Raw genomic sequence first — 17,657 nt, 5'->3', positions numbered from 1 at the left:
CAATGGCGGCCCTGTTCACAGGGCCGCCCGCCCCCTCACTGCCACTGGGCGAAGGCCTTCTCCATCACCTGCGCTCCGGAGCCGCCCTTCTCGAAGGTGAGGATGGCGCGTGATCCGGTGCTCAGTTTCACCGCCAGTTCGAACCAGTTCCGGTGCAGCAGCAGATCGGTGTTGCGCTCGATGTCGTTGCGCAGGGACGACAGACCGATGAGGAACAGGTTCTCGCGCACCCGCACGGGCAGGCCCGAGACCGGCGAGCCCCGGGCATTCTCCTCCTCCTTGGCCTGGAGCAGGCCGATATCCTGAACCGTGCGCCGGGCGCTGCCGGGGGCCCCCTCGGTGGTGAAGGCGAGTTCGATGGTGTGCGAGGCCGGCAGGGTCGCGTCGCGGTTGCGATTGATCGTCATCGTCAGCGCGATTCCCGCATCGGGGAAATCGAGGTTCGCTCGCACCACGGTCTCCAGGGGCTGGCCACGCTCGCCGTTGACCGTCTCCAGGCGCCACTGGACACGACCCTGCACCACCGTCGGGTCGGCGTTGGCCGCGGAGGTGTTCTCCTCATAGAAGACCGCCCGCTGCGCCACCGCGAGATCGGCCGGGCCCGCGCTCGGCTGAGCGGGGCTCGGAGACGCGTTCGACGGCGCGGGCCGGGCCGGTGACGCGGCGGGGGCGGGGTCGCCGCCGATGCGGTCGGCGTACTTGCTCTCCGCCCCGCCCGGCGCCGTGTCCTGCTGCTCGGACGCGATGGGCTGCAGGTCCGCCGGCTTGTCGCGCAGCAGGAAGGCCGCGACGGCGATGAGGCCGATCACCGTGAACAGCACCGCCCCCACGACGATATTGCGCAGGAGGCGGGACCGGCCGGCCGAGGGCGCGACGACGTCGATGCGCGGACGTTGGCGCCCGGCGCCGGACTCCGCCGCGAGGTCGTCCGTCTCCGGCTCCGGGGGAGCGGGCTCGGGGGCGGTCGGCGGCGTCTCGGCCGAATCGGACGGGGGGGCCGGCTCGCGGCCCTTGCGGGCCTGAATCGGGATGATCGGCGCCGGAGCCTGGGATTCCGGCGGCATGAAGGGCGTCCGCCCGAGATCGGGCGGAGGGGCCGGCGGCAGGAACGGCTCCGATGCCCGGGAGGCGACGCGAAGCGGCTCGGGCTCCGGCGCATCGGGGATCGATTCCGGCAGGTCCTGCCAGGTGTCCGCCGGAGCGGGCGCCGTCGGTTCAGGCGGGGGCGGGGGCGCCGAAGGCGCGTAATCGGTCTCGAGCCGCTCGATGGCGACTTCGAGGGCGCGGGCCTCCAGATCGATGTCCGCGTCGGACAGGGGCGGGTCGAGGGAGCGGAGCTGGCCGATCAGGGCGCTGCGCGCGCGCTCGTAGACGGCCTTGCGCAGGGTCGGCGAGCGATCCGGCATCGCCTCGAGGGCACGCGCTAGCAGGGGATAGTAGTCGGCCATCGTGCCTCGGGTCCGCTCGCCTCAAGAAGCGGCGCCCCGCCCAGGAGCGGATGCGCCGCCCGTCCGCTTCGCTCTCAATCCTCGAAGGGGCTGTGCATCAGGATCGTGTCGTCGCGCTCCGGCGAGGTCGAGAGCAGCGCCACTGGCGCACCGATGAGTTCCTCGATGCGGCGCACGTACTTGATGGCCTGCGCCGGCAGATCGGCCCAGGACCGGGCCCCGGCCGTGGTGCCGGACCAGCCCTCGATGGTCTCGTAGATGGGCTCGACCTTGGCCTGGGCGGCCTGGTTGGCCGGCAGATGGTCGATCACCTGGCCCTCTAGGCGGTAGCCGGTGCAGACCTTGATGGTCTCGAACCCGTCGAGGATGTCGAGCTTGGTCAGAGCGATGCCGTCGATGCCCGAGGTCTTCACGGTCTGGCGCACCAACACGGCATCGAACCAGCCGCAGCGGCGCTTGCGCCCGGTGTTGACGCCGAACTCGCGGCCCTTGGCGCCGATGGTCTCGCCGATCTCGTCGAAGAGCTCGGTGGGGAACGGACCCTCGCCGACACGGGTGGTGTAGGCCTTGGCGATCCCCAGCACGTAGCCGATGGCCGACGGGCCCATGCCCGACCCCGTGGCGGCCTGGGCGGCGACGATGTTGGAGGAGGTCACGAACGGGTAGGTGCCGTGGTCGACGTCGAGGAGCGCGCCCTGCGCACCCTCGAACAGGATGCGCTTGCCGGCCCGGCGCTCCTCGTCGAGGAGCTTCCACACGGTGTCGGCGTAGGGCAGGATGGTGGGCGCGATGGCCTTGAGCTCGGAGAGAAGCGCGCCGGCATCGACCTCGTCGATGCCGAGCCCGCGCCGCAGGGCGTTGTGGTGGGTCAGCACCCGCTCGATCTTGGCGGCGAGCGTGCTCTCGTCGGCGAGATCGACGACCCGGATGGCACGGCGCCCGACCTTGTCCTCGTAGGCCGGACCGATGCCGCGCTTCGTCGTGCCGATCTTCAGCCCCGCATTCGAGGTCTCGCGGAAATGATCGAGTTCGCGGTGCAGGGGCAGGATCAGCGTGGCGTTGTCGGCGATCCGCAGGGTCTTGGGTGAAATCTCGACGCCCTGGGCCTGGAGGCGGGCGATCTCGTCGACGAGGTGCCACGGATCCACCACCACGCCGTTGCCGATGACCGACAGCTTGCCGCCACGCACCACGCCGGAGGGCAGCAGCGCCAGCTTGTAGGTGACGCCGTTCACCACCAGGGTATGCCCGGCATTGTGCCCGCCCTGGAAGCGAACCACCACGTCGGCCTGCTCGGAGAGCCAGTCGACGATCTTGCCCTTGCCTTCGTCACCCCACTGGGCGCCTACGACGACGACGTTTGTCATTCACAAAAGACCTGTCCGGAGGACCCGCGCGAAGGCGGCCCGGCCGCATGGGCCGGACCTCCGCAATCTCCGGGTCTTTCCGCGATCCGTCCGCGGAAATCAAGCAAGGCGCCAAACCCGTGCCGAATCATCGGGGGATGGCGGTCTCCCTCCGCCGGATCACTTGGCCTCCGTGCCGGGCTCGCGTCCGGGCAGATCGCCGGGCTTGATCACCGGCATCGAACCGGGGTTCGGATCGGGCGGGCGCACCACGAGGCCGGGGGCGGTGTTGGCCGGCGGCTTGATCACGCCGTCGTTCTTTTCGAGGCGGTCGCTCAGCGTCCCCCCCGTACCAGGCGCTCCGGCATCGGGTTGGATCTTCTCGGGCACGGTCTGGCTCGGGGGCGGCAGGTTCGGCGCGGTGGTCTGGGCGAGGGCGGCGGACGCCATCAGGCTCAGGCCGGCGGCCAGGGGCCATGCTATCGCGGGCCGGATCGTACGCATCGGTTCACCTCTTCGGAGGGGGACATGTCCCGGACAAACCGATGCGATGCCGATGCGTTCCTGCGTTGCGACGAGACGCGGCCGTCTTGTGCCGGGATCAGGTCCCGGCGCGGGCCAGTTCCAGGTAGAGTTCGCGCAACCGCCGCGTGTGCGGACCGGGAGCGCCGGTGCCGATGGTCTTTCCGTCGAGTTCCACCACCGGCATCACGAAGGCCGAGGCGCTAGTGTAGAAGGCCTCCTGCGCCGCAAGGGCTTCGGCCACGGAGAACAGGCGCTCCTCGAGAGCGAGCCCGGCCTCGGCCGCGAGGCGCAGGACCGCCTGCCGGGTGATGCCGGGCAGGAGCGCCGTCGAGAGCGGACGGGTGACGAGGGTGCCGCCGGCCGTGACGATGAAGGCCGTCGAGGACGAGCCCTCCGTCACCGCGTCGTCCTCGACCATCCAGGCTTCCGCCACCCCGGCGGCCGCGGCCTGCTGCTTGGCCAGAACCTGGGCGAGGAGGGCCACGGACTTGATGTCCCGGCGCTTCCAGCGGAGATCCGGCACGGTGATGACGCGCGCGCCCTTGGCCGCCAGGGGATTGGCCGCCACGGTCTTTTCCTGCGTGAACATCATCACCGTCGGCCGGGTGCCGGCCGGCGGATAGGCGAAGTCGCGCTCGAACACGCCGCGCGTCACCTGCATGTAGACGAGACCTTCTGCGACGCCGTTGCGGGCCACCAGCTCCGTCTGCAGGGCCACCCATTCGCCAAGCGTGTGCGGGTTGGCGATGTCGATCTCGCCCAGGGACCGGTCGAGGCGGGCGAGGTGCGCTTCGTTGTCGACGAGGCGGCCGTCGAGGATCGCCGAGACCTCGTAGATCCCGTCGGCGAACAGGAAGCCGCGATCCATGATCGGTACCCGCGCCTCGTCGAAGGGCAGGAAGTCGCCGTTGAGGTAGACGATGCGGGGGTTCGACACGGGTTGGCCTTCGGATCGCTGAGAGAGGATGCGCGACGCAGGAATCGTGCGACGGGGTTCAGGCGGCGCCGAACACCCGCGAAAAGATCGTGTCGACGTGCTTGAAGTGGTAGCCGAGGTCGAAGCAATCCTCGATCTGCTCGGGCGTCAACGCGGCGGTGACGTCGGAATCGGCCTTCAGCAGGGTGAGGAAGTCGCCCTCGCCGCGCCAGACCGGCATGGCGTTGCGCTGGACCAGCCGGTACGAATCCTCGCGGGAGACGCCGGCCTGGGTGAGCGCGAGGAGCACGCGCTGCGAGTGGACGAGGCCGCCGAGCTTGTCGAGGTTGCGCTGCATCTGCTCAGGGTAGATCAGCAGCTTGTCGATGACCCCGGTAAGGCGGCCGAGCGCGAAGTCGAGGGTCACGGTACTGTCAGGGCCGATCATCCGCTCGACGGAAGAGTGCGAGATATCGCGCTCGTGCCACAGGGCCACGTTCTCCATGGCGGGGAGCGCGTAGGAGCGCACCATGCGGGCGAGGCCCGTGAGGTTCTCGGTGAGCACGGGATTGCGCTTGTGCGGCATGGCCGACGAGCCCTTCTGGCCTTCCGAGAAGAACTCTTCCGCCTCCAGCACTTCCGTGCGCTGGAGATGGCGCACCTCGATGGACAGGCGCTCGACGGAGCTCGCCACCACGCCCAAAGTCGCGAAGAACATGGCGTGGCGGTCGCGCGGGATCACCTGGGTCGAGACCGGCTCGGGTGACAGGCCCATGGCCTTGGCGACGTACGCCTCGACGCGTGGGTCGATGTTGGCGAAGGTGCCGACCGCCCCCGAAATGGCGCAGGTCGCCACCTCCTCGCGGGCCGCCACGAGGCGGGCGCGGTTGCGCTCGAACTCGGCGTAAGCCTGCGCGAGCTTGAGCCCGAAGGTGACGGGCTCGGCATGAATGCCATGCGAACGGCCGATGGTCGGCGTCATCTTGTGCTCGAAGGCCCGGCGCTTGATCGCGGCGAGCAGGGCATCGACGTCCTTGATAAGAAGGTCGGCGGCGCGCACGAGCTGCACGTTGAAGCAGGTGTCGAGGACGTCCGACGAGGTCATGCCCTGGTGGACGAAGCGCGCCTCCGGGCCGACGATCTCGGCGAGATGCGTGAGGAAGGCGATGACGTCGTGCTTCGTCACCGCCTCGATGGCGTCGATGCGCGCGACGTCGAACACCGCGTCGCGGCCCTTCTCCCAGATCGTGTCGGCGGCGGCCTTCGGCACCACGCCGATCTCGGCGAGCGCCGTCGTGGCGTTCGCCTCGATCTCGAACCAGATCTTGAAGCGGGTCTCGGGTGACCAGATCGCGGTCATCTCGGGGCGGCTGTAACGGGGGATCATGGGCGCCTCGGACTCTTCACGATGCGGGCTTCTCTGAGGGGGCGCCTAGCATGGGGGAGGGGGCGGCCTCAACCACGGCGCCAACAGGGCCGCCCGCCGCGACCCGTGTTGTATTTTTATCAATCCCCACAAGAGACTTTGCCAGACTGGAGCAATTACAGGATGGAAATGAGCTCTTTTTCGTGCCGATGCCACGGCACTTAGCGGTCTTCCTGTAACAAGTCTTAGAACAGCTAAAAATCAACAGCCGGAATAGCCATTTCGGAGCGCTTGTCGTTCCTGCGCCGCATCGTAGACGGGCGCCGGCCGTGGGGAATGTTTCCCACTTGTTACGCGCCGCCTGACGGCCCGGCGGGACGACGAAAGTTACGATCATGCTTCGGAGATGCGATGGGCCGGTGGTCGGGCTCCTCTTGGCGGGGAGCTTGGCGGCGGGTACGGCGCAGGCGCAGCCTGCGCCGGGGGAAACAGGCCAGGCCGTCACCCTCGACCAGCTCAGCGTCGAGGGCGCGGCGGCGGGCGGCGCCACCATCGGCTACCTGACCCGGCAGACCCGCACGGCCACGAAGACCGACACGCCGCTCCTCGACACGCCGCAATCGGTGTCGGTGGTGACCCAGCAGCAGATCCGCGACCAGGGTTTCCAGAGCATCAACGAGGCGATCCGCTACGTGCCCGGAATCATCCCGCACCAGGGCGAGGGCAACCGCGACGACGTCGTCATCCGCGGCCAGCGGTCCAACGCGGACTTCTTCGTCAACGGCGTGCGGGACGACGTCCAGTATTTCCGCGACCTGTACAACACCCAGCGCATCGAGGTGCTGAAGGGCTCCAACGCGATGATCTTCGGCCGCGGCGGCGGTGGCGGCATCATCAACCGCGTGCTGAAGGAGGCCGACGGCGTGCCGGTCCGCGAGGTGGTGCTCCAGGGCGGCCAGTACTGGAACAAGCGCGTCTCCGTCGATGCCGGCGACCGGATCAACGAGACCGTCGCCTTCCGCCTCAACGGGGTGTTCGAGGACACCGGCACCTACCGCGATTTCGTGGACATCCGCCGCTACGGCGTGAATCCGACGATGACCTTCCTGCTCGGGCCGGCCACCACCCTGAAGCTCTCCTACGAGTACTTCCACGACGAGCGCACCGCCGACCGGGGCATTCCCTCGCAGTTCGGCCGGCCCTATCGCTACCGCGACAACACCGCGACCTTCTTTGGCAATCCGTTCGACAGCTACGCGCGGGTCGATGCCAATATCGCCACGGCGGTCCTCGACCACGCGTTCGACTCGGGCGTGCAGATGCACAGCCAGCTGCGGTTTGCCGACTACCAGAAGTTCTATCAGAACATCTATCCGGGCGGAGCGGTGAACGCCGCCGGGACGCGGGTGAACATCGCCGCGTACAACAACGAGACCAACCGGACGAACTACTTCAGCCAGAACGACTTCACCTACAAGTTCGACACCGGCCCCCTCAAGCACACCCTCCTCGGCGGGTTCGAACTCGGCTACCAGACCGGCATCGCGTTCCGGCAGGACGGGTTCTTCGCCACGACCGGAACACAGACTCTGGTGGTGAACCCGTTGAGCCCGGTCTCGCGGGTGCCGGTGACGTTCCGCAACATCGCGTCGGGCGTCAACAGCGCCTACGATCTCGGCCTGGCGGCGGTCTACGCGCAAGACCAGATCGAGGTCGACGAGCACCTGCAGTTCATCGGCGGCCTGCGCTACGACCATTTCGACTTCTCGGCCCGCGACCGGCGCACCAACGTCATTCAGAGCCGCATCGACGACCTCGTCTCGCCGCGCGTCGGCGTGGTGGTGAAGCCGCTGGCCAACCTCGCCTTCTATGCCAGTCACTCGGTGTCGTACCTGCCGAGCGCCGGCGACCAGTTCGGCACCCTGACGAGCGGCCTCGCCGTCACCCAGCCGGAGAAGTTCGTGAACTCCGAGATCGGGGTGAAATACGACGTCAGCCCGGTGCTGCAGCTCACGGGCGCCCTGTACAACCTCGACCGCTTCAACCAGCGCCTCAGCGATCCGAACCAGCCGGGCTTCTTCCTCGCCACCGGACAGACCAACACGAAGGGCGCCGAGATCGGCGCCAACGGCTACGTCGCCGATTGGTGGCAGGTGGCGGGCGGCTACGCCTTCACGGACGCCCGCATCGTCAGCGGCTTCACCAACGGCAGCACCCCGATCACGGCGGGCAACACTGTCGGCCTCGTGCCGTTCAACACCTTCACCCTCTGGAACAAGTTCGACGTCACCCAGGCGTTCTCGTTCGGCGTCGGCTACATCTACCAGACACACACCTTCGCATCCTCGGACAACACCGTCCGGCTGCCGGGCTTCTCGCGGTTCGACCTCGGCCTGTTCTACCGCGTGAATGAGTTCGTCCGCGCCCAGGTCAACATCGAGAACCTGTTCGACCGGCGCTACATCGCCACCGCCGACGGCAACAACAACATCTCCCCCGGGGCGCCCCGCCTCGTGCGGTTCCAGATCGTGGCGAACTTCTGAAGCGTCACGGAAAGAGGCGCCGGCCGCGAGGCCGGCGCCCGTTTCACTTCGCGAGGCCCGCGATCCAGGCTTCGGCGGCGGTGACATCGCCCTGGGACAGGCCGTGTCCAGCCGGCAGGATCGTGTGCTCGACCCGGGCACCGGCCCTGCGGAACACCTCGGCCAGCGCCCGGGCGTTCGCCTCCGGCACGATGGGGTCCTGGGCCCCCGACAGCATCAGGATCGGCAGGCCGTCCAGGGCGACGGCCGGCGGGTCGGCCAGGGGCATCATCGGGCGCAGGAGCACGGCCCCGGCGAGCACGCCCGGATGCAGCAGCAGGACGGCGGCGGCGATGTTGGCACCGTTGGAGAAGCCGAGGGCCACGGGGGCGGGAAGCCCGTAGGCCGTCCGCGCCTGCCCGATGAAGGCCGCGAGGTCGGCCGCGCGGCGGCGGACGCTGTCCTCGTCGAACACGCCCTCGGCGAGGCGCCGGAAGAAGCGGGGCATTCCGTTCTCCAGTTCCGGCCCGCGCAGCGACAGCAGGGCCGCCCCCGGCGCCACGGCGCGGCCGAGGGGCAGGAGATCGGATTCGTCGCCGCCGGTGCCGTGGAGCAGGAGCAGGGGCGGGCGATGCGAAGCCGTCCCCGCCTCGAAGCGGTGGACGAAGCCGAGCTTGGTCGGGTCGGACGCGGTCATGACACTTCTCCGGGCACGTATTTGAAAGGGCGCCCGGCCCGCCGGATGCGGGTCGGGGCGAACGAACGGAAGATGCCGGGTCACAACGAATCGAAAGGTCGCAACGGTGCTCCCTCTCCTGGGAGGAGAGGGGACCCGCGAGTCACCTCAACCTTCCAGAGATGCGGCCGTGGCGAATTGATCGACGGGAGTTCACTTCAGATGAGGGGCGGCAGGGCGTCCTCGATCCGGGCCCGGTGCGGCTCCAGGCCTGCGGGCAGCTTCAATCCGGTGCCGAGGTCAGCCACGGCCTCGTCGATATCGAAACCGGGCATATCCGTGGCAATCTCGAACAGGACGCCGCCGGGCTCGCGGAAGTAGACCGAGCGGAAATAGGCGCGGTCGCGCTGCTCGGTGACGGCGAGGCCGAACCGCTCGGTGAGGACCCGCACCATGGCTTCCTGGGCCGCGTCGTCCGCTGCCCGGAAGGCGATGTGGTGCACGGTGCCGGCGCCCTGCCGGCCGCGCGGGACCGCATTCTCGGTGCGCAGGGTGACGAAACCGCCCTCCGATGCGCCGCTCGCGTAGCGGACCGCGCTGCCCTCGCGCGCGTCTTCGGTGAAGCCGAGGACGTCGGTCAGGATCGCGGCCGTGGGACCGGACTCGCCGAGCAGAAGGGTGACGCCGTGCAGGCCGCGGATGGCGTGCGAGGGCGGCACGTCGCCGCCGGTCCAGGCCGATGCCTCGCCCGCCTCGGCGACGCCGACGAGGGCCAGACGCGTCCCGTCGGGATCGCGGAAACGCAGGGTCGGCTCGCCCATCACCGCGACGGGCGCCTCATGGGAAAGGCCGGTCTCGACGAGGCGCTGCACCCACCAGCCGATGGCGGCGCGAGGCACACGGAACGCCGTCTCCTCCGTCTCGCCGACGCCGGCCCGGCCGGGGGCCGCATGGGCGATGGGGAAGAAGGTGAGGATCGTACCGGGCCGGCCGGTCTCGTCGCCGTAATAGAGGTGGTAGGTGCCCGGCTCGTCGAAATTGACGGTCTTCTTCACCAGCCGCAGGCCGAGGATGCGGGTGTAGACATCGAGGTTGCGCGCCGCCGCGCCGGAAAAGGCTGTGACGTGATGCAGTCCGTGCCGAGCCATGGCGATATCTCCTTCGTGTTGAAGCCAACATGGCCCTTGCCGAATTCAAAGAAAACGGAAACGATGGAAACACATCGTTTCCGGATTTAGCATGAAACTCCCCGACTTCGAGGCCTGGGCGGTGTTCGCCAAGGTGGCCGAGACCGGCTCGTTCGGTCAGGCGGCGCGGGATCTCGGGGTCTCGCCCGCCACCGTCTCGAAAGCGGTGGCGCGGCTCGAAGCCCGCATCGGCGCTCGCCTGTTCCACCGCACCTCGCGCAAGCTCGCGCTCACGGAAGCGGGCCTCGCGGCGCGGGAGGGGGCGGCTCGGCTGCTGGCCGAGGGCGAGGCGGCGGAGGCCGAGGCCAGCGCCGGAGCGGCGGCTCCGCGCGGGCGGGTGCGCCTCGCGGCCCCGATGTCGTTCGGGGTGATGCACGTGGCGCCGCTCTTACCGAATTTCCTCGCCGCCCATCCGGGTCTCACCATCGATCTGCACCTCAGTGATGCGGTCATCGACCTCATCGGGGGAGGGTTCGACCTGGGGCTCCGCATCGCGGCCCTGCCGGATTCGTCCCTGCGCGCCCGGCGGCTCTGCGGCGTCCACCGCTCCCTCGTGGCCGCGCCGTCCTACCTCGACGCCCATGGGCGGCCGGGGCATCCGCACGACCTCGCCCGTCACGCCTGCCTCGGCTACGCCTACCTGCCGAGTCCCGAGCGCTGGCGTTTCGTCGGCCCGGACGGCGCCGAGGCCGTGGTGATTCCGGGCGGACCGCTGCGGGCCAACAACGCCGATGCGTTGGCGCCGGCGCTCCGCGCCGGGCTCGGCCTCGCCGTGCAGCCGGATTTCATGCTGTGGGACGACCTCGCGACGGGGCGCCTGGAACGCGTCCTGCCGGACTGGTCGCCGCCGCCGATCGCCCTCCACCTCGTGACGCCGCCGGGCGATCCGCGCCCCGCGCGGGTCACGGCGCTGGCGGATTATCTCGCCCGTGCCCTGTCGGCTGCGCCTTGGGCGCAGTGAGGGGGGCCGGCGGGTCGGGCCGATTTTGGGCGATCACTTCGGATCGAGCGGCCGCGACGGGCTCCCTCTCCTGGAAGGAGAGGGTTGGGGTGAGGTGTGGTCCATCTCCGAAAAGGTCACACACCTCACCCTGTCCCTCTCCTGGAAGGTGTGGGGACCTGCGAGTCACCACGCCCCGATGTGATGCCCCGGAAACCGCACCAAACCGGGCGAGATCGCGAAAGACTCACTCCGCCGCGATGCGCGGCGAAAACCCCTTGGGGTCGTTGGCCGAGGGCGGGGGCAGGGCGAAGGGCCCGTCCTCCGGCTCGTCCCTGGCGCCGATGAAGCGGCCGAAGCCGCGCACGAACAGGCGCGACAGGTCGTCGACTAGCACGAAGATCGCCGGCACGAAGATGAGGGACAGGCCCGTCGAGACGATGAGGCCGCCGATGACCGCGATGGCCATGGGGGAGCGGAACTCGCCGCCGATGCCGAGCGCCATGGCGGAGGGCACCATGCCGGCCGCCATCGCGATGGTGGTCATCACGATGGGGCGCGCCCGCTTGGCACCGGCATCGGTGATGGCGGTGGCGCGGTCGACGCCCTTGGCCATCTCTTCGAGGGCGAAATCCACCAGCATGATGGCGTTCTTCGTCACCACGCCCATGAGCATGAGGATGCCGATGACCACCGGCATGGAAATGGGTTTGTTGAAGATGAGGAGCCCGAGGATCGCCCCGCCGATGGAGAGCGGCAGGGAGAACAGGATGGTGAGCGGCTGAAGGAAGTTGCCGAACAAGAGCACGAGGACGCCGAACACCATCATGAGGCCGGCGCCCATGGCCAGGGCGAAGCCCTCGAACACCTCGCCCATCACCTCGGCGTCGCCGGTCTGGCGGATGACGACGCCCGGCGGCAGGGTCTTGGCCGCCGGCAGATCGAGGACGCTGGCGATGAGGGAGCCGAGGGCATCCGAGCCCTCCATGTTGGCCTCGAGGGCCACCCGGACGGCGCGGTCGTAGCGGTCGATGGCCGTCGGCCCCCGCCCGAGACTGAGGTCGGCCACCGTCGAGAGGGGCACGGAGGCCCCGCCCTTCACCGGCACCTTCAGGCTCTCCAACTGCGCGAGGTCGCCGCGCAGGCGCTCGGGCAGCATCACGCGGATCGGCACCTGCCGGTCCACGGCGTTGAACTTGGCCAAGTTGGCGCCGATGTCCCCGATGGTGCCGACCCGCACGGTCTCGGCGATGAGATCGGTGGAGACGCCGAGATCGGCCGCGACCCCGGCTTTCGGGCGGATGCGAATCTCCGTGCGGTCGAGCGGCGCCGTGGAGAGTACGTTGACGAGGTGGGGCACCGCCGCCGCCTCGCGCTGGAGCCGGGCCGCTACGTCGGCCACTACGGCCTTGTCGGGCCCCGAAACGATGAGGGTGAGGTCGCGCTGGCCGCTCTCGCGCAGGGCCCAGAAACGGATATCGGGCACCTCGCGCAGGATCGCCCCGATGGCGATGTCCATCTGCTTCTGGGTGCGGTGGCGGGTGTTCTTCGGCGTCAGGTTGATGGTGAAGGTGGCGAGCCGCACCTCCTTCTTGCCCGGCAATTGCCGCCCGCCATCGACGAAGACGCTGCGCACCTCGGGCAGGGCGCGGATGCGATCGACGAGGCCGTCGCTGACCCGGGTGGTGTCGGCGAGCCGCGCCCCTGGCGGAAGCTCCACGACAAAGATGGTGCGGGCCGCGTCCTCGGCGGGCAGGAAGCCCGCCGGCAGCAGGCCGGTGGAGAGGATCGAGGCGGCAAAGCACACGAGGCCGACCACCAGGGTGATGAACTTGTGGCGCACGGACCACGCCACCACACGGATATAGGCGCGCATGACCGGGCCGGCGCGCTCGTCCTCGGGGCCGTGGTCGCGCAGGAAGTAGGCGGCGAGGAGCGGCGTGACGAGGCGGGCCACCAGCAGCGACATGAACACGGCCGCCGCGATGGTGAGGCCGAACTGCTTGAAGTACTGCCCGGCGATGCCGCTCATGAACGAGACCGGCGCGAAGATCGCCATGATGGTCGCCGTGATGGCGATGACGGCAAGGCCGATCTCGTCCGCCGCTTCGAGGGCCGCCCGGTAGGGTGATTTCCCCATGCGCATGTGCCGGACGATGTTCTCGATCTCCACGATGGCATCATCGACGAGGATGCCGGTGACCAGGGTGATGGCGAGCAGACTGACCGCGTTGAGCGAGAAGCCCAGCGTGTTCATCACCCAGAAGGTCGGCAGCACCGAGAGCGGCAGGGCGATGGAGGCGATGAGGGTCGCGCGCCAGTCGCGCAGGAACAGGAACACCACGATGACGGCGAGGCTTGCGCCCTCCACGAGGCTCAGCATCGCCGAGTGGTAGTTGCCCACCGTGTTGGTGACGGAGGTGTCGATGAGGTCGAAGCGCACGCCCGGGTGCTTGCCCCGCAGCTCGTCGATCTTCTTCGCCACCGCCGTCGCCACTTCGGCGTCGCTCGCCCCCGTGGCGCGGGAAATCGCGAAGGCGACCACGGGCTCGCCGTTGAAGCGGGCGAAGGTGCGGGGCTCCTCGGCGCCGTCGACGAGGGTCGCGAGTTCGTCGAGGCGGACCTTGCGGTTGCCCGGCACGACGATGGAGGTCTGGGCCAGGGTGTCGAGGCTCGCCGCCCCCGCGAGTGTGCGGATCGACTGCTCCTGGCCGCCGAGTTCGCCGCGCCCGCCGGCCATGTCGGCGGAGGTGAGGCGCAGCTGCCGGTTGACGTCGGCCGCCGTGATGCCGAGCGCCAGCAGGCGGTCGGGCTTCAGGGTGACGCGGATTTCGCGGGCGACGCCGCCGAGGCGCTCGACGCCGCCCACCCCCTTCACGCCCTGGATCTGGCGGGCGACGACGTCGTCGATGAGCCAGGACAGGTCCTCGGGCGTCATCGCCGGGGCGGCGGCGCCGTAGATCATGATCGGCAGGCCGGCGATCTCGACCCGGTTGATGATCGGCTCGTCGATGGTGCGGGGCAGGTTCACCCGCACCTTCGAGATGGCGTCCTTGACGTCGTTCACCGCCCGGTCGGTGTTGGTCTCCAGGCGGAACTCGATGGTGGTCGTCGAGATGCCCTCCGTGATGGCCGAGAGGGTGTGCTTGACGCCCTTCACGCCCGCCACCGCGTCCTCCACCACCTTCGTCACCTGCGTCTGCAGTTCGGAGGGCGCCGCCCCGGCCTGCGTCACCGTCACGGCGACGATGGGGATGTCGATGTTGGGAAACCGGGTGATCGGCAACGCGCGAAAGCTCACGAGGCCGAGCACCACGAGCACGAGGAACAGCACGAGGGACGGGATCGGCTTGCGGATGGCCCAGGCGGAGATGTTGAGGCGCATGGCGTCGGCTCCGGTTCAGCGCGCGGGCGCGGCGTCGGCCTGGGCCGGCTGCACCGCCCGCACCCGGTCGCCGTCGCGCAGGAAGGAGCTGGCGCGGGCCACCACGGCTTCGCCCGCCGCGACGCCGGAGCGGATTTCGAGGACGCCGTCGGCGGCGAGGCCCGGCTCGATCCGGCGGACCTCGGCGCGGTCATCCTTCACCACGAACACCGAGGCCGCCCCGTCGGCGGCGTAGAGCACCGCCGAGAGCGGCACCGTGACCCCGCGCCGGCGGGCGACCTCGACCTTGCCGCGGGCGAAGGCGCCGATGCGCAGGGACGGGTCGGGGGCAAGCGCGATACGGGCCCGGCCGAGGCGGGTCATGCGGTCGACCTCCGGATCGATGCGGCGGACTTGGCCCCTCAGGGTGCGGCCGCCCTCGCCGTCGAGAACGACGGGATCGCCGACCTTCAGCCCCGGCATCGAGACCTCCGGGATCTCGCCCTCGAGTTCGATCTCGCCCCGGGCGATGAGGCGGAACATGGGTTCGCCCAGCGCGCTCGCCGTGGCGCCGACCCGCGCCGTGCGGCGGCTGACGATGCCGCCCTCGGGCGCGCGGATGTCCGTCCGGGCGCGGCGCAGGGCGATCTCGGCCCCTTGCGCGCGGGCGGTGGCGCGGTCGGCCTCGGCGAGCTGGAGCCCGCCGCGGGCGGCGGCGAGGCGCCCGGCCGCCCCTTGCGCGGCCGAGACCCGCTGTTCCAGCACGGCCGCCGTGGCGTTGCCCGTCGTCACGAGGCTGCGCGAACGCGCCAGGGCCAGATCGGCCTCGACCTGCGCCGCCTCCGCCTGGACGATCTGGCTCCGGGCCTGGACGATGGCAGCCTCGGCCCGCGCCAGGGCGGCGGCGTTGGCGGCCTCCTGGGTGACGATCATCTCGACGGAGAGGCGGGCCAGCGGCTGGCCCTTCTCCACCCGCGCGCCCTCTTCAACCAAAAGTTCGGTGATGCGCGTGCCCTCGATCTCGGGGGCGACCAGGATCTCGTCGCGGGGCACCAGGGTGCCGGTGACCATGGCCCGCTCGACGACCTCGCGGGTCTCGGCCGGCACCACGGTGACGGCGGGCGCCAGGGCCGCCGGGTCGGGCACGGCGGCGGTCTCGGCCGCCCGGACGGTCCCCGTCGCGACGCAGGCCGCGAGGAGGGCGGGGAGGAGGGATCGCGCGCGCATGGCAGGTCCGGACAGGGGTTCGTCCCGCGCCCCGAAGATCGATCGCGCGATGATCCGTGGAGGCGTGCCCGCCGAGGCCGGCCTTTTCAAGGCGTCCGCGCGGGTTCGCTCCGGCCGGGCGCGGCGGCGGCGTCCGAAAACCTTCGCGCGCCCGCAACTCAAGCCCGTCGGGCGCGTTTCGACCTCAGATCACCCCTCGATGACTGGACGAACCCCATGAGCATCTTCCAGATCAAGCAGAAGACCAATGGCGCCGTCCTGTGGACCGGCAGCGCCAGCGACGCCCTCTCCGCCCTCGACGCCATGGCCCGCGAGGCCGGCTACCCCGATTTCGCCGCCCTGCCCGAAACCATCCGCGCCACCGGCCCCGAGGCCTCGCGCCTCGACTGATTTTTTCGAGGCCGACGACCCGACCGGCGCCGTGGCTTTTCGCCATCGGCGCCGGTCTCGTTTCAGGGGGCCGTGATGGCCTCGGTGAAGGGGAATTCGAGGACGATCTCGCCCGCCGCGTCGGTGACGACCACGACGGCCCGCATCAGCCGCCGATCCCCGCTCGCCGCCCAGATTTCCTGGGCGAGCCGCTTGGCTTCGTCATAGGCGGCATCGGCGTCGCGCAGGTGGCGGAAGACGGGTTCGTGTGGGGTCTGGTCGTCGATGAGGATGGTGAAGCGGTAGGTGGGCATGCGTAATTACGCGGATTTCAGCGCCGGGCTGTAGTCCCGTCCACGAATGACGTGATGAGGCGTATAACTCAAGGGATTGTTGGTTTTACGGTTGAAGGGGCAGGCCATGCATGAGGGCGGAGGCGCGTTCGAATTCACGGTCCGCCGGAGCTCTCTATACTTTGGACCATTCCAGATGGCTTCCATGGACTCTTCGTATACATTGCCCATCCGTAGCCCGGGCACGCAGCAGGCGAGAACATCGCCGTTGCCGAGCAGGTAGGCGCCCTTCCACGGCTGAGTGCAGTACGAAGTCCCGATCTGGTTGTCGCGATCGTCGAAAGGACGGTCGATGAAGAGTTCCACGCCCAATGCATCCGCCGTCTCGATGGCCTTGAGGCGGAATTCATTGAACACCTGCTGGTGAAACCAGAGACTCTCGGCATCCATATCGGCCGTGTAGGCCTGCATATGGATCGTCCTCACCGTGTCGAACCCAACGGCATGCACACGACGTACGAAATCCGGAAGTTCCTCGATGTTCGAACGCATGAGAACGAAAGCCGCCGACAGTTTTAGATCTTGTCGCCCGAGGGCTAACCGGCGCTCGGATAAAGTTCGCATGTTGTCGAAGATGATATCCAAGGCAGGTGAGCCTTTGCGGATACGCTTGTAAGTCTCGCTCCGTGCGGCATCGATGGAGACGTTGATCGACGTCACTTTCGAGGCAAGCAGGCGATCCGCCGCCTCCCGCGTCAGGTGCGTTCCGTTGGTGTCGAGGTGAAACGGAATATCGAGATCGATGAAGAACGCGAGTTCCCCACCGAACTTCTGATCGGCCCACAGAATGTCACCACTGAAGTCTGTGTAGGCAGTTTTAAGGCGACCATCTGCGGCCCAGGCTTGAACTTCATCTCGGACCGACCGGCGAAGATGCCCAACCGTTTTGCGAGTATCACGTGAAATACAGTGCACACAATTGAGATTACATTGTGTCACTAAACTGATTTCGAGATTCGGGGGAACTGACTCTTTCGTGACTGGCGGAGCATAAGTCAGCTTAGCAAGAATTCCGTCTGCGTCATTGATCCGACCGTTAGCTTTGCAGGTAACATGCCCAGCTATGCGCTCCTCGCCGTCAGACAGGTAAAGCGTGGCGGCATTGTCATGCGAGGCGTTGTCCGAGCAGATGCGGACGACATACGTCGCATCACGGGAAGCCTCTTCCGGATCGAAGAATACTTCGACGAAGGAATTGTCGTAGACCGAAGCAAGGTTGATTTCCCGCCAGGCTAGGACTGGCATATTAATATGTGCACGAAAAATTTCGATACGGAGATTGCTTGTCCTACGCGCATCGCCGTACGTACCAATGAGGATCGCTATTCCGCAGAGATAATCTTCGAAGGCACGGAATGTTTGAATAACAGGTTCGCTCGGAAGGATTTCGCCGCAGATACGCATCCACGCCCCTTGCA

General features: G+C 68.6%; 14 protein-coding genes. 3 read left to right on the top strand and 11 right to left on the bottom strand.

What is annotated here, in order from left to right:
- Positions 1 to 35 precede the first annotated feature (35 nt).
- The 5 genes from MFF01_RS05110 to purB all read right to left on the bottom strand — a co-directional run bounded on the left by MFF01_RS05110 (position 36) and on the right by purB (position 5,622).
- Entirely contained in the window at positions 36 to 1,448 is a 1,413-nt protein-coding gene (locus MFF01_RS05110; protein WP_238222618.1) for a histidine kinase, read from the bottom strand.
- A gap of 74 nt (positions 1,449 to 1,522) precedes the next feature.
- A complete protein-coding gene (locus MFF01_RS05105) occupies positions 1,523 to 2,815 on the bottom strand; it encodes an adenylosuccinate synthase (protein ID WP_238222617.1) in 1,293 nt (430 codons plus the stop codon).
- A 159-nt stretch (positions 2,816 to 2,974) separates the two neighbouring features.
- Positions 2,975 to 3,298, bottom strand: coding sequence for a hypothetical protein (locus MFF01_RS05100; protein WP_238222616.1), 324 nt, complete (start codon positions 3,296 to 3,298; stop codon positions 2,975 to 2,977).
- 97 nt (positions 3,299 to 3,395) lie between these two features.
- Entirely contained in the window at positions 3,396 to 4,256 is an 861-nt protein-coding gene (locus tag MFF01_RS05095) for a D-amino-acid transaminase (RefSeq protein WP_238222615.1), read from the bottom strand.
- A gap of 58 nt (positions 4,257 to 4,314) precedes the next feature.
- The gene (gene purB, locus MFF01_RS05090; protein WP_238222610.1) at positions 4,315 to 5,622 is read right to left on the bottom strand and encodes an adenylosuccinate lyase; all 1,308 of its coding nucleotides are present in this window, start codon (positions 5,620 to 5,622) and stop codon (positions 4,315 to 4,317) included.
- A gap of 374 nt (positions 5,623 to 5,996) precedes the next feature.
- On the opposite strand from purB, the gene MFF01_RS05085 reads away from it, so the two are divergent.
- Positions 5,997 to 8,144, top strand: a complete 2,148-nt coding sequence (locus tag MFF01_RS05085; protein ID WP_238222607.1) for a TonB-dependent receptor — start codon at positions 5,997 to 5,999, stop codon at positions 8,142 to 8,144.
- Between the two features lie 43 nt (positions 8,145 to 8,187).
- Here the strand turns inward: MFF01_RS05085 and MFF01_RS05080 are convergent, their stop codons facing one another.
- Both MFF01_RS05080 and MFF01_RS05075 read right to left on the bottom strand, forming a co-directional pair.
- Positions 8,188 to 8,820: an alpha/beta hydrolase gene (locus MFF01_RS05080; RefSeq protein ID WP_238222606.1), complete on the bottom strand. Its 633-nt coding sequence runs from the start codon at positions 8,818 to 8,820 to the stop codon at positions 8,188 to 8,190.
- Between the two features lie 197 nt (positions 8,821 to 9,017).
- The gene (locus MFF01_RS05075) at positions 9,018 to 9,947 is read right to left on the bottom strand and encodes a ring-cleaving dioxygenase (RefSeq protein WP_238222605.1); all 930 of its coding nucleotides are present in this window, start codon (positions 9,945 to 9,947) and stop codon (positions 9,018 to 9,020) included.
- 91 nt (positions 9,948 to 10,038) lie between these two features.
- On the opposite strand from MFF01_RS05075, the gene MFF01_RS05070 reads away from it, so the two are divergent.
- Positions 10,039 to 10,947 carry a LysR family transcriptional regulator gene (locus tag MFF01_RS05070; RefSeq protein WP_238222604.1) on the top strand — a complete coding sequence of 303 codons (909 nt, stop codon included), beginning with the start codon at positions 10,039 to 10,041 and terminating at the stop codon, positions 10,945 to 10,947.
- A 226-nt stretch (positions 10,948 to 11,173) separates the two neighbouring features.
- Here the strand turns inward: MFF01_RS05070 and MFF01_RS05065 are convergent, their stop codons facing one another.
- Both MFF01_RS05065 and MFF01_RS05060 read right to left on the bottom strand, forming a co-directional pair.
- Positions 11,174 to 14,311 (bottom strand): efflux RND transporter permease subunit, encoded by a 3,138-nt coding sequence (locus tag MFF01_RS05065; protein ID WP_238222603.1) that lies wholly within the window; start codon positions 14,309 to 14,311, stop codon positions 11,174 to 11,176.
- 15 nt (positions 14,312 to 14,326) lie between these two features.
- Positions 14,327 to 15,517, bottom strand: coding sequence for an efflux RND transporter periplasmic adaptor subunit (locus MFF01_RS05060; RefSeq protein ID WP_238222602.1), 1,191 nt, complete (start codon positions 15,515 to 15,517; stop codon positions 14,327 to 14,329).
- 216 nt (positions 15,518 to 15,733) lie between these two features.
- Here MFF01_RS05060 and MFF01_RS05055 point away from each other — a divergent pair, with 216 nt between their 5' ends.
- Positions 15,734 to 15,907: a hypothetical protein gene (locus MFF01_RS05055; RefSeq protein ID WP_238222601.1), complete on the top strand. Its 174-nt coding sequence runs from the start codon at positions 15,734 to 15,736 to the stop codon at positions 15,905 to 15,907.
- 62 nt (positions 15,908 to 15,969) lie between these two features.
- Here the strand turns inward: MFF01_RS05055 and MFF01_RS05050 are convergent, their stop codons facing one another.
- Both MFF01_RS05050 and MFF01_RS05045 read right to left on the bottom strand, forming a co-directional pair.
- Entirely contained in the window at positions 15,970 to 16,200 is a 231-nt protein-coding gene (locus MFF01_RS05050; RefSeq protein WP_238222600.1) for a DUF6894 family protein, read from the bottom strand.
- A gap of 6 nt (positions 16,201 to 16,206) precedes the next feature.
- Positions 16,207 to 17,643, bottom strand: coding sequence for a radical SAM protein (locus MFF01_RS05045; protein WP_238222599.1), 1,437 nt, complete (start codon positions 17,641 to 17,643; stop codon positions 16,207 to 16,209).
- Positions 17,644 to 17,657: the final 14 nt, after the last annotated feature.

This window comes from Methylobacterium adhaesivum (genome assembly GCF_022179065.1).
Lineage (GTDB): Bacteria > Pseudomonadota > Alphaproteobacteria > Rhizobiales > Beijerinckiaceae > Methylobacterium > Methylobacterium adhaesivum.
This window is presented reverse-complemented; position numbering and strand designations above follow the sequence as displayed.